The 13,917-nt window shown below is 64.2% G+C and carries 5 protein-coding genes; all 5 read left to right on the top strand.

Going from position 1 to position 13,917, the window contains the following annotated elements:
- Positions 1 to 163 precede the first annotated feature (163 nt).
- The 5 genes from PFZ56_RS24055 (at position 164) to PFZ56_RS24035 (ending at position 13,899) form a co-directional block, all read left to right on the top strand.
- Complete coding sequence (locus PFZ56_RS24055) at positions 164 to 11,230, top strand: DUF637 domain-containing protein (protein WP_394304481.1); 11,067 nt, start codon at positions 164 to 166, stop codon at positions 11,228 to 11,230.
- 14 nt (positions 11,231 to 11,244) lie between these two features.
- Positions 11,245 to 11,595 carry a DUF3969 family protein gene (locus PFZ56_RS24050; protein WP_170003529.1) on the top strand — a complete coding sequence of 117 codons (351 nt, stop codon included), beginning with the start codon at positions 11,245 to 11,247 and terminating at the stop codon, positions 11,593 to 11,595.
- Between the two features lie 93 nt (positions 11,596 to 11,688).
- Positions 11,689 to 11,811 (top strand): hypothetical protein, encoded by a 123-nt coding sequence (locus PFZ56_RS24045; RefSeq protein ID WP_258379770.1) that lies wholly within the window; start codon positions 11,689 to 11,691, stop codon positions 11,809 to 11,811.
- Positions 11,812 to 12,257: 446 nt separating this feature from the next.
- Positions 12,258 to 12,509 (top strand): fimbrial protein, encoded by a 252-nt coding sequence (locus PFZ56_RS24040; protein ID WP_178128474.1) that lies wholly within the window; start codon positions 12,258 to 12,260, stop codon positions 12,507 to 12,509.
- Between the two features lie 151 nt (positions 12,510 to 12,660).
- Positions 12,661 to 13,899, top strand: coding sequence for an EAL domain-containing protein (locus PFZ56_RS24035; protein ID WP_170003527.1), 1,239 nt, complete (start codon positions 12,661 to 12,663; stop codon positions 13,897 to 13,899).
- The last annotated feature ends 18 nt before the right edge of the window (positions 13,900 to 13,917 follow it).

Below are 13,917 nucleotides of genomic sequence, written 5' to 3'. Positions count from 1 at the left end.
ATCACTTTTGCTGATGTTCTGTTTCTTTTGACCCGCTTTTCTCTGCTGCGGATCGATGGATTACCAGTTCGATCTTGCCTCGCGAAATCAATTATCGCTCGCCGTGGGCCTTCGGGATGAAGGCCTTTGGGGTTTTTTGCTCCTGCATTGTTGAGAGACTGACATGGACGTTCGCCAACTCGCCTTTATGGCCCGCCAGCCTTCGGCTGCCCTGCAATCGCGTGACTCTTTCTGCGGCTTTTCCAAGCGCAGCCTGGCGTTCATTCTCGCCAACATGATGTTCTGGCAGCCGCTGGTGGTGATGGCCGACGGCATCGTGGTCAACGGCAGCGGCACCACACTGGGTCAGGCCGGCAATGGCGTGCCCATCGTCAACATTGCCGCGCCCAATGGCAGCGGTCTGTCCCATAACACGTTCAGCGATTACAACGTCGGCCAGCAGGGCGTGATCCTCAACAACGCCACCAACCGTACCCAGTCCACCCAATTGGGGGGGATCATCCTCGGCAACGCCAATTTGGGTGGCCGCGCGGCCAATGTGATCCTCAACGAGGTCAACGGCGGCAGCCCCAGCCAGCTCAAGGGCTACACCGAAGTGGCCGGGCAATCGGCCCATGTCATCGTTGCCAACCCTTACGGGGTGAGCTGCAACGGCTGCGGCTTCATCAACACCCCGAAAGCCACCCTGACCACCGGCAAACCGGTGATCGAGAACGGCCAGATCCAGCGTTACCAGGTGGATCAAGGCAGCGTCGCCATTGAAGGCGCGGGGCTCAACGCGAGCAACATCGACCAGTTCGAAATCATCACCCGCAGCGCGAAAATCAACGCCGAGATCCAGGCCCAGCACCTGGCGGTGATCGCCGGGGCCAACGACGTTGACGCCAAGACCTTGAACGCCACGGCGCGGACCGCCAACCCGGCGGGCGCACCGCAACTGGCCATCGACTCATCAGCCCTGGGCGGCATGTACGCCGGGGCCATCAAGCTGGTGGGCACCGAGGCTGGGGTCGGGGTCAAACTCGACGGCAAATTGATCGCCAGTGGCGGCGATATTCAGCTGGATGCCGACGGCCAGTTGCGCATGGCTGACGCCACCGCCGAAAAGGGCGCAGTGGCGATCAAGGCCGGCAGCCTCGATGCCCAGGGCGCGGTCTACGCCGGCAGCGAGCTCAAGGTGCAGACCCGGGGCGACCTGAGCAGCCAGAAAACCCTCGCCGCCCGGGACCGCATCAGCCTCGACAGCGGTGGCCAGTTGACCAACCAGGGCATCATCGAGGCCGGGGTCAATGCCGACAACAGCCGCAACCCCGACGCGGACATCACCCTTACTGCCCAGAATCTGGACAACCGCGGCAAGAGCATCGTCGCCAGCCGCGATCTGACGATCACTACCGCCCAGACCCTGGACAATCGGGGCGGTACCTTGAGCGGGCAACGTCAGGTGACGCTCGGTGCCGGCACCCTGGACAACCAGAATCAGGGCCGGGTGCTCAGTAGCGATGCGTTGGTGCTGCAAGCCGGGCAACTGCTGAATCACAACGCCTTGATCACCAGTGATGGCGAGCTCAAGGCCCATGTCGGCCACCTGGGCAATGACCAGGGTGAGCTGAGCAGCCTGACCCAACTCACCCTGCAAGTGACCTCGCTGGACAACGTCGCCGGGCTGGTGATGGCGGGCAACACCCTGGACATCAGCGCCAGCGGGAAGATCAGCAACCAGGGCGGGGCCCTGGGGGCGGAGCACCTGCTGAAGGTACGTGCCGCGGCCCTTGACAACAGCAAGGCCGGCAATCTGCGCAGCGAGGGGCGCCTCAGTGCCGAGGTCGCCGGGCGTCTCGACAATCAGGACAAGGGACTGATCCAGGCCACCGGAGTCGTTGAGGTACAGGCCGGGCATCTGGATAACCGCAAGGGCAGGATTTCCGCCGGCGACACCTTGCAGGTCAGTGGCGAGACGGCGGACAACCGCGGCGGGGTGATGCGGGCGGACCAGGCCCTGAACCTGCTGAGCCGCGAGCTGGACAACCGGGACAAGGGCCGCCTGGAAAGCCAGGCCGCGGTGACGGTAGAAGGTCGCCGGCTGGACAACAGCGGCGGCCTGCTCAGTGCCACCTCCGGCCTTGCGCTCAAGACCCGGGAAGTGCTCAACAACGGCGGCCGGATCGCCAGCAAGAGCGACCTGCAGGCCCAGGTCGACAGCCTGCGCCAGCAGGGCGGCGAACTGGTGGCCGAAGGTGACCTGCACCTTACAGGCCAGCACCTGGACAACCGCGACAAAGGCCTGGTGGCGTCCCTCAAGTCCCTGACCCTGGACGTCGCTGAGGTGGACAACCGTGGCGGTGCGCTGTCGGGCCGGGGCGAGCTGCAGATCAACGGCCAGGGGCTGAACAACAGCGACGGCGGCAAGGTCCTGGCCGATGATCGCCTGCTGCTCAAGGTGGCCCGGGTGATCAACCAGAACCAGGGGCTGCTGTTCAGCAAGCAGGGGCTGAATCTCAGCGGCAGTAGCCTGGACAACAGCGGCGGCCAGCTGGTGAGTCAGCAGCCCTTGCTGCTGACCCTGAGCGCAGCCCTGGACAACCAGCGTGGCCTGATCAGCGGCGAAGACCTGCTGACCCTCAAGGTGGGCAGCCTGGACAACCGGGGCGGCCGCCTGACCGGCGCCCAGGCCCTGAGCATCGACAGCAGCGGGGCGCTGCTCAACCAGGCTGGCGCCATCGTCGCCGAGCAAGGCCTGGCCCTGGACAGCACCAGCCTGAACAACAGCGCCAAGGGTGTGATCAGCGCCAAGGCCGACGCGCGCCTGAGCACCGGGGACTTCGACAACAGCCAGGGCGGCAGCTTCACCAGCGCCGGGCAGTTGCGCCTGATCACCGCACAACTGACGAACCACCAGGGTCGGATCGGCAGCGATCAGGCACTGAGCGCCAGTGTCAGCGGTCTGGATCAGCAGGGCGGCGAGCTGTTCAGCAACGCCGACCTGACCCTGGACCTCAACCACGGACAGTTGAACAACCAGGGCGGCAATCTTCACACCCCCGGGCAACTGCTGTTGCGCAACCTCGATCAGGTGGACAACCGCGGTGGCGAGATATCCGGGGCCAAGGCCTTCAACCTGAACGCGCGGCAACTGGACAACAGTGGCGGCAAGGTCCTGAGCAACCAGGCGCTGACCCTGCGCATCGAACAGGCCCTGGTCAACGTCAAGGGCCTGATGGCGGCAGCGGCGCTGGACAGCCGCAGCACCCGCCTGGACAACCGCGAGGGTGAGCTGCACAGCCGTGGCGACCTGCAGTTGCAGGTCACCGAGGCGGCCGACAACCAGGGCGGAGTGATCCTGGCCGACACCCAACTGACTCTCAAGGCCGGCACCCTGGATAACCGCCAGGACGGCCTGCTGGGGGCGACCCGGCAGCTTGACCTGAACATCGGGCAACTGGACAACCGTGGCGGTGAGCTGTCCAGCCAGCAGATCGGCCTGGTCGGCGAGCGCCTGGACAACAGTGCTGCCGGGCGGGTACTGGCCAGCGGCGACCTGACGCTGACCGTGGCCCAGGTCATCAACCAGAGCCTGGGGCTGATTAGCGCGGACCAGGGCCTGAGCCTCAACGGCACGAGCCTGGACAACCAGGGCGGGGATCTGGTGGGGCTGCAGCGCCTGGACCTGGCGCTTGCCGGCGACCTCGACAACCATCAAGGCCGCATCAGCAGCGAAGGCGGCCTGGGCATCCAGGTGCGCAACCTCGGCAATCGCCAGGGCAGTCTGTCCAGCGCGGGCGCCCTGCAGATCAGCGCCCGGGAGGCCCTGGACAACCGCGGCGGCAAGCTGCTGAGCGACGCCGCGCTGACCCTGTCCAGCGCGCGCCTGGACAACCAGCAACAGGGCGTTATCAGCAGCAAGGCCAAGCTGGCACTGGACACTGGCGAACTGGACAACAGCCAGGGCGGCAACCTCAACAGCGGTGATGCACTGAACCTGACCGCGACCCAGGTCAACAACGACCAGGGCAGCATCGGCAGCGCCAAGGCCTTGCAGGCCTCGGTCAGTGGCCTGCAGCAGCAAGGCGGCAAGCTGTTCAGCAAGACCGCCCTGAGCCTGGACCTCAATCACGGCACGCTGAACAACCAGGGCGGCTTCATCAACGCCCCCGGTCCACTGGTGCTGAGCAACCTGGGCACGGTGAACAACCGCCAGGGTGAAATCTCCAGCGAGCAGGCCTTCGAGCTGGCGGCGCAAAGCCTGGACAACAGCGCCGGGCAACTGCTCAGCCATCAGGCGCTGACCCTGCGTATCGACGGCGCGCTGACCGCGCTCAAGGGCAAGATTGCCGCTGCCGCCCTGCAGATCGATGCCGGCAGCCTGGACAACAGCGGCTCGCTACTCAGCGACCACGACCTGGGCCTGAGGGTCGCCGGTCCGCTGCACAACCAAGGGCTGATCCAGTCCGCCGGGCACTTGCAACTCAGCGCCAAGGGCCTGGGCAATCAGGGCGGCAAGCTGTTGGGTGGCACGGGATTGAGCATCGACCTCGGACCACAGACCTCGGACCTGGACAACCGCCAGGGCCTGATCAACACCCAGGGCGTGCTGAGCATCGCCCACCTGCGGGACCTGCAGAACCGCGAAGGTGAAATCTCCAGCGCCCAGGGCTTCAACCTGGCCGGGCGCAATCTGGACAACAGCGCCGGCACGCTGATCAGCCAGCAGCAGCTAGGGGTCGAGGCTGCGCAGTTGACCAACCAGCAGGGCCTGGTCTCCGGCTGGCAGGGGCTCAACCTCAGCGGTGGCAGCCTGGACAACCGCCAGCAAGGCACCCTGTCGAGCCTGCTGGGGGAGCTGAATATCGACCTCAGCGGCGCCTTGCTCAACAGTGCGCAAGGCGGGCTGGCCAGCCAGGGTCGGCTGACCCTCACGGCCGCCAGCCTGGACAACAGCGACAAGGGCATCGTCACCAGCAAGGGCGAGCAGCAACTGATCCTTGGCAGTGGCGGTTTGAACAACGCCCGGGGCGGGCTGATTGAAAGCAGCGCCAGCCTCGACATCGCCGCCGGCGACCTGGACAACCAGGGCGGCCGCCTCAGCGCCGCGGGTGCCCTGAGCTTCACCGGCAACAGCCTGAACAACCAGGGTGGCAACCTGCGCAGCGAAGGCGCGGTGACCCTCGACCTGCTGGGCGCCCTGGTCAATGCCCAGGGCCAGTTGGCCGCCAGTGGTCCGCTGCTGCTCAAGCGTTCGAGCCGGATCGACAATCAGGGCGGGCAACTGATCAGCCAGAACCTGATGACCCTGTTCAGCGCCAGCCTGGACAACAGCAATCGCGGCACCCTGGCCGCCAACGGTGCGCTGCAAGTCACCACCACTGGCCAATTGAGCAACCAGGGTGATGGCCTGATCTATAGCCGCGATGCCGGTTTGAGTCTCAATGCCGGCAGCCTGAACAATGCCCAGGGAGCGATCCAGAGCGCCAAGGCCCAGAGCTTGACCATGACCGGGGACATCGACAACCAGGGTGGCAAGCTGATCGCCGAAGACGGCGACCTGCGTATCCAGGGCGCCAACCTGGACAGCCGCGGCGGGGTGCTGTCGAGCCTCAAGGGGCTGTTTGAGGCACGTGTCAGGGGGCAACTGAACAACCATGGCGGCCAGGTCGAGGCCCGGAGCCTGGACCTGCAGGCCCTGGCCGGGATCGATAACGGTGGCGGGCGCATGGCGGCCAAGGGCGGCGACCTGCTGCTCGATACCGGTGGCGCGGGGGTGGATAACAGCAACGGCGGGCTGTACGCCAGCGGGCGAGTCAAGGCCAGCGGCCACTCGTTGAACAACGGTGTGGGGCAGATCAACGGCCAGCACATCGACCTGGACTTCAAGGGGCCAGTGAACAACCGTGGCGGCCTGATTGAAAGCCGCGAGAGCCTGGCCCTGCGAGGCGCCAGCCTCGACAACCAGGGCGGCAAGCTGCGGGCCCTGGCGACCGGGGGCAAGACCGAACTGCAGATCGGTGGCCAGTTCGACAACCGCAACGGCCTCCTGGAAACCGCCAACACCGACCTGACCCTGGCGGCGTCGGACTTCCTCAATCAGGGCGGCAGCCTGCTGCACCTGGGCGAAGGTAACTTCGATATCGCCACCGGCAATGTGATCAATGCCGGCGGCAGCCTGATCACCCGTGGCGGCCTGACCCTCACTGCCGACAGCTGGACCAACAGCAGCGTGATCCAGGCCGGACGCCTGAACCTCAACGTCAACCAATTCGCCCAGACCGCCAGCGGCCAACTGTTGGCCAGCCAGCACTTGCAGGCCCGGGGCGGCAACTGGAGCAACGACGGGTTGCTGGCCAGCGATGGCAGCCTGGACCTGCAGATCGGCGGCACCTATTCCGGCAATGGCCGGGTGTCCAGCCTGGGCGACATGACCTTCGCTGCTGCCCAGGTGAACCTGGGCAGTACCGGCAGCATCGCCGGCGGCGCTGATACCCGGGTCAACATCGGCGGGCAACTGAACAACGCCGGGCGCCTGACTTCCAACGCCACACTCACGGTAAATGCCGGCGGCGTGCTCAACACCGGCACCCTGGGCGGCGCCCAGGGCCTGAGCCTGACCACCCCGACCCTGGTCAACGACCATGGATTTGTCTTCAGCGGCCAGAACGCCAGCCTCAACGTCAACACCCTGACCAACAGCTATGGCGAGTTCTACAGCCTGGGCGGCCTGACCGTGGCCGGCATGGCGGCCGGCACCTCGGCCCAAAGCCTGAAGAACATCTCCGGCAACATCCAGAGCGGTGGCGATATCAATATTGCTGCCCTGGATCTGGTCAACGATCGTGAAAAATACGAGGCCAGCCAGCAGATCACCGATGGCCGCATGACCATCCGCTGCGCCCAGCACTGTGGCGGCGGCGCCAGTTGGGTCCGGGGGCCGGTGTTTATCTACCGGACGGTGGAAGGCGTGGTGAGCAGCGACTCGCCGCAGTCGACCCTGAATGCGGGGGGCAACCTGACGGTCAACAGCAGCAGTTTCCTCAACCGCTACAGCACCGTCTCGGCAGGTAATGACCTGACCATCACCAGCGGCGCTATCACCAACCAGGCCTCCTTGGTGGCGTCCGGTTCTTCCGGCTATGAAGTCGGTGCTGGGGTCAAGATCAAGCGCGGGCTGTTCTTCCAGCTGGCCCGTGACGTGCAGGCCTATGATCGGGCGCACCCCCAGGGCAGTGCCTTCAACCAGCAGGATTTCGCGGCCCTAGTGGCCAAGTTCAACCCGGGGATCTTCTATGGCATCGACCGGCCGGTAGAGACCTCGACCCTGAGTTCATCCTCCGCGCCGGCCATCATCCAGGCCGGCGGCAAGGCCCGGCTCACGGCGGCCAACGACATCAGCAACATCAGCGTGATCAAGAGCGCCATTGCCGTGGGCGATCGCGCCCGGGACACCGGCGTGGGGGCGGCGAGCAAGCCGCTGATGGTGGTGCTCAACTCCCAGCTGCCGCCGGACCTGGCGCAGCAGCAGGTCAATCCCCTGAGCCTGCCGAACTTCAGCCTGCCTTCGGGGCAGAACGGGCTGTTTCGCTTGAGTGGCCAGGGGGGCACCGCGCAGCCTGCGGGCCCGGCGCAAAGCTGGAACATGGGCGGTGCCAGCCTGGAACTGACCTCGCGTCAGGCCGGGCCGGAGCCGATCCGCCCTCGGGACCTGAGCAGTCAACCGCTGCCGCAGGTGGCCCTGGGCGCCCGTGAGCTGAATCTGCAGGATCACCAGGCCACCGGCGTCGATGGCCGCACCGCAGCGGTCCAGGTCAGCGCGACGGCGGCGGACTCGCCGCTGGGCGTGCTGCCCGTGGGCGGCACCGGCAACCAGAGCGTCAGCCGGGTCCAGGGCCTGCCGGACAGCAGCGTGCGCAGCAATCCCCACAAATACCTGATCGAAACCAACCCGCTGCTCACCGACCTCAAGCAGTTCATGAGCTCCGATTATCTGCTGTCGAACCTCGGGTATGACCCGGACCAGAGTGCCAAGCGCCTGGGTGACGGCTTCTATGAGCAGCGGCTGATCCAGCAGGCAGTGACGGCGCGCACCGGCCAGCGGTTCCTCGATGGCCAGAACAGCGACGAAGGCATGTTCAAGTACCTGATGAACAACGCCATCGCCAGCAAGGACTCGCTCAACCTGGCGGTGGGCGTGACCCTGACCTCCCAGCAAGTGGCGGCCCTGACCCACGACATCGTCTGGCTCGAAGAGCAGGAGGTGAACGGCGAGAAGGTGCTGGTGCCGGTGCTGTACCTGGCCAACGCCAACAACCGCCTGGCGGCCAACGGCGCGCTGGTCCAGGGCCGGGACGTGACCCTGATTGCCGGCAAGGACCTGGTCAACTCCGGGACTTTGCGTGCCAGTGAGAACCTGAGTGCGACCACCGGCAACAACCTGGTCAATGGTGGCCTGATCGAGGCCGGCGAGCGCCTCAACCTGCTGGCCGGGGACAATCTGGTCAACCGCGCGGGCGGCATCATTGCCGGGCGCGATGTGACGGTCCGCGCCCTGGGCGGGGACGTGATCAACGAGCGCAGCATCAGCACGTTCCAGAGCAACCCTGGGAGCACCACCCAGCGCCTGGACTACGCCAACAACGCGGCGCGGATCGAGGCCGGCAATAACCTGAGTGTGCAGGCAGGCCGCGATATCAATAACGTCGGCGGGGTGCTCAGCAGTGGTGCCGACATCGCCCTGGTGGCGGGGCGCGACGTCAACCTGACGTCGGCCCGGGAGCACGACAAAATCACCCGCGATCGTTACCTGAACGAAAGCGTCACTCAGCATGGTTCCAGCGTCAGTGCCGGGCGTGACATCGCAGTCAGCGCCGGACGCGACCTGACGGCAGTCGCCAGCCAGATCGAGGCCAAGCGGACCATCGCCATGGATGCTGTGGGGGACATGACCCTGGCCTCGGCCGCGGATGAGCAGCACAGCTACTCCAAGACCAAGAAGGTCACCCGCCAGGAAGATCATGAGCGTCAGGTCGGCACTTCTCTCACTGCCGGGGCCGATGTGGTGCTCAGTGCGGGCAAGGACCTGAGCCTGATCTCCAGTCGCATCAGCGCCGGCAACGAAGCCTACCTGGTGGCCGGTGACGACCTGGAACTGCTGGCCGCCCAGGACAGCGACTACTCGCTGTACGACATGAAGAAGAAGGGCAGTTGGGGGCGCAAGAAAGCGCGCCACGACGAGGTGACCCAGGTCACCCACGTTGGCAGCCAGATCAGCACTGGCGGCGACCTGACCCTCAAGAGCGGCGGCGACCAGAAGTACCAGGTGGCCAAGCTGGAAAGCGCCAAGGACCTGACCCTGGACAGTGGCGGCGCGATCACCTTCGAGGGGGTCAAGGACCTGCATGACGAGACCCATACCAAGAGCAAGAGCGATCTCTCCTGGTACTCGATGAAGGGCAAGGGCCGCACCGATGAAACCCTGCGCCAGAGCACCCTGGTGGCCCAGGGCAATCTGCTGATCAAGGCGGCCGATGGCATGCGCATCGATATCCGCCAGGTCGACCAGCAGACGGTCAGCCAGACCATCGATGCCATGGTTCAGGCCGATCCGGGCCTGGCGTGGATGAAGGACGCCCAGGCGCGTGGGGATATCGACTGGCGCCAGGTCAAGGAAATCCACGAAAGCTTCAAATACGACTCCTCGGGCCTCGGCGCGGGGGCCAAGCTGGTGGTCGCGATTCTGATGTCCCTGGCCATGGGCCCGGCAGGCCTTGGCCTGGCAGCGCCCCAGGCAGCGGTGGCCGGCAGCCTGGCCACCACCGGGGTCAGCAGCACCATCAGCAACAAGGGCAACCTGGGCTTGGCTCTCAAGGAAACCTTCAGCGCCGACAGCCTGAAAAACGCCGCCATTGCCGGGTTCACCGCCGGTGCCTTCGAGTACGCCGATGCCAATTGGTTCGGCGGTGCGGACAGCGCCGGAGCGGGTACCGCAGTCCCGGGCACCGAGGGCAGCACGGCCTCGACCTTGCAGAATGCCAACCCGTCCAAGGACATCTTCCGCTGGAGCACGGCGGCCGACACCGTGACCCGCACCACGGGCCGGGCGCTGATCTCCAGCGGCATCTCCACGGCGATCGGGGGCGGCAGTTTTGGCGACAACTTTGGTGCGGCCTTGCTCGGCGAGGCGGGCAACGTGGCCATGGCGACAGGGTTCAACTGGGTCGGCGACAACGTCCGCTTCCCCAATGGCGGTCTCGAGAAGATCGTCGCCCATGCCCTGATGGGCGGTCTGCTGGCGGAAGCCACGGGCGGCGATTTCAAGACCGGCGCCGCGGCAGCCGGTTTGAACGAGGCTCTGATCAACCAACTGGCGAGCGTGGCCGACGGCAACAAGGACCTGCAGTTGGCGCTGTCACAATTGACCGGTCTGGTGGCAGCTGCGGCAGTGGGCAAGGACCTGGACAAAGGGGCGCAGATTGCCCAGATGGCCACGGCCTACAACTATCTGTTCCACGAGGAAATACTCGAGAAAGACCGCAAGCTGAGTGCTTGTACGACGAAAACCGAATGCGATGGCATTCGCGACTACTACCGCAATCTGGATGAGACCCGGAACAAGGAGTTTCCGCAGCTTTGCCAGCAGAACCCGACACTGTGCCAGGCGGTATTCGAGCGCCTCAGGTCCGAGGAAGGGACCAATCAGCAATGGATGAGCGACCTGCGCAAATCGGACCGGCCCGACCTGTTTGCTCAGTTGACCGATCTGTATCTTGTCATGGGCAACAATCAGGTCGCGCTCAATCGCTACATTGCCAACGCTCAGCGGGACAAGTATGGAACCCTGGGGGTGGTGGCTGCCGACTACATCCTCGAGGCCGCGGACCCCAGGTCAAAACTCTTCACCCCGGGCGGTGGCGCCAAGGGGCTGGCGGATGGGATCAAGCGCGGTATCGTTGGCGGCGGGGCCGGCCAGAACGGCGGCATCAAGCATGTCTATGATTCGCTGCGCAAAGCGCCGGAGTACCCCGTGGGCTTCAAGGAGCGCGCCGGAGGAACCACCCGCAATGCGGTCAAGAACGTGGAGGCGCTGGCTGACTTGCGCAAGGTGGAGCCCGGCAAGTGGAGCAAGGTGTACAAGGATGGTTTCGATAACGCGGGTGCACGTGTCTCGGTGCACTATTTCCAGAGTGAAAGTGGCAAGGTCTTCAACGTGAAGACCAAGAACGGTTGGAGTAATACCCGGTGAAGGAAATATCGTTGATGGTTGAAGCTCTGGGCTCTGAACAGGCCACCCGGCTGGTGTGCACGCTGGCGATTGGCTTGTTGACGTCGTTGCGCACCGAGGCCATCTCCCTGGAGGAGGCCGAGTGGATCCTGTTCACGCCGCGTACCGCAAGCATTTTGCAGAACAAGGGGCTATCGCCCGAGCTCTGTAGTCTGATCATGGAGGCATGCGAACTGGAGGATGTGCAGAGCTTGAGGCCGGATCGCCTGGAGGCCAATGTGCAAGAACTGACCGAACGTTTTGCATCGATCCTGCAAAGCGATCCCGGTTATGCCCGGAGAGCCAGTGAAAAGATCCGTCGGGAAGACTTGTATGTCATCCGTTAGCCCTCGGCCTGCTGAACTTCGTGTTGCTGCTTGCTCATCTGATCAGCAATCCGCGCTTGCTTGGCGAAGTCAGGAGAAGGGGAGCTGCTGCTGATGCCCGTGTTGGCGCCGCTAGTGACGCTGTTGCTGATCTTCCTGGCCGCCGCCATGACCTGCTGGCTGACCGCGCGTTTGTTCCTGCCGCAGCAGGATCCGGATCCCGCCCTGGCCAAGTGATTCACGTGCCCCCGGTTGCCGTTACTGACAGCCTGGGGGGCGCCACGAAGTATCCAGCGCTCGGATCGCCGCTGGAGATTGTCCTGGGCGCGGCCAAGGTCCGGCGTCTCAACCTGATCTGGCATCGCCAGTAACAGCTGGCGTCGGGGGGCAGTGGTTGCACGGAAATATCAACGCGATTGCCCCTGCGACGCGGGTATGAAGAGCACAGGCTCGGCCCCGAAAAAAGCCACTGGCGCGGCTTCTTTCTTAGTTGTTGCAGGCCACTCGGGCCAAGGCTTTCGGGGGGCTCGAGGCCGAACGTCTTGATGGGCCTGCGGTTTGCAATCAAGAGCCTTCTCGGTAGCGCCCGAGAGTCGTCCTATCTCATTTACAAGCTAACGTTTGTAGGCTTTCCCGGCCTTGAGGAACAAGGCAAACGTCAAACTCGAGATAGGTAAAAACCAATGCAATTGATCAAGTCCGCCCTGACTGTCGCTCTGTGCTGTATCGCTGCCCAGGCCATGGCGGCAGACGGCGAAATCAACTTCACCGGCTCGATCACCGCCAGCACCTGTTCGGTGAGTGTCGGCGATCTCAATGGCGCTGCTGGCACGAATGTGTCCTTGGGCAATGCGCCGTCCCTGTCGCTGAAAATTGGCGCAGCAGCGCCCAATGCTCCCTCTCTCCTTATTGGGCAAGGCAAGTGTCCGTGCTGATTTAATATTCAATTACCGCTAACCCCTGCGATTGCCCGCTTTTAGCAAGTAACTGGTCACCATCGGAAATATCCAATCTAAATTTAAGAAGTGTCCTGAGTTCAGTTGAAGCTGTTTTGGATAGGATGCTTTTTTCTCCGGAGCCGCTTTGATGTCGACGCTGAGCGTACTGCTGCTGTGTTCGAACGCTTTTCGCGTTCGACGGTTTTCCAGAATATTGGCAGCTTCGGGCTTTGCCCGGGTGCAGGTAGTCAGCCAGGAAAATGACTGGACCCAATTCCCACCGGAACTGGGTGAACTGGACCTGGTGATCTGCGATTCGCTGCATTCCGTGACGGCCATTTATTACCTGCGCCGGCTCTGCGAACACTACGGTTTCTTCTCGATGATCGAGTGCGAAGCCCTGGAAGCGCCCATTCGCTGGGGGCTGGCGAACTTTCGCGTGCGTTCCGGCAAGTATTGCGTCGGCAGCTACAGCGATCTGGACACGGTGCAGATCAGTGGCTTGTTGCTCAAGGCGCTGACCGTCAAGCGCACGGTAAAAAATCACTCGCGCAGCAGGCTGGCGGCCGATCGGCGCGCCCCTGCCAGCAATGACTGGAGGGCGCAGCTGGATGTTGCCCAGGCGCTGGAACAGCAACAGATCGTTGCCTATTTCCAGCCCCAGGTGTGCCTGAAGACCCGGCGTATCACCGGCGCCGAGGTCCTGGTCCGTTGGCAGCATCCGCACAGGGGCGTGCTGGGACCGCAGTCGTTCCTCGATCTGGTCGACAGCCCGGAGCGCCATCGACAGCTGTTCGACTGCCTGTTGCAACAGGGCCTGATGCTGCAGCGGCAACTGCAGGCCCACACCCAGGGTGATGCCCTGGTGTTCTCCTACAACATTGAGGCCAGCCAGCTGACTGATCCCGAGTTTGCCGCCCAGATGCTGCTGCAGGTCGAGGAGGCGGGTGTGCCCAAGAAGCAGGTCACCCTGGAAATCACCGAGCGCCAGGCTCTGGTTCTGGACATGCAGAGCATCGAAAACATCAGCGTTCTGGTCAAAGGCGGTGTGCGCCTGTCCCTTGACGATTTCGGTACCGGTCACTCGTCGATCATGCGCCTGGCGGGTATTCCCTTCGGCCAGATCAAGCTCGACTCGGGTTTTGTCGCCAACGCCCTGGGGCTCAAGGAAACCCGGATCATCGAGGCGGTGGTGGGGCTGGCGCGTTCGCTCAATCTGGAACTGGTGGCTGAGGGCGTCGAGACGGAGAAACAACGCGCGCATTTACAGCGCCTGGGGGTCGATGCGGCCCAGGGCTATCTGTTCCACAAGCCGATGCGGGGTCAGGCGCTGCTCCAGGTATTGAACGCGAGCCACGCGCCGCTGCGGCTGATTCGTCAGGGCTAGCTGCGCAGCGGGCCGGCG

The organism is Pseudomonas danubii, assembly GCF_042980055.1.
Lineage (GTDB): Bacteria > Pseudomonadota > Gammaproteobacteria > Pseudomonadales > Pseudomonadaceae > Aquipseudomonas > Aquipseudomonas danubii.
This window is presented reverse-complemented; position numbering and strand designations above follow the sequence as displayed.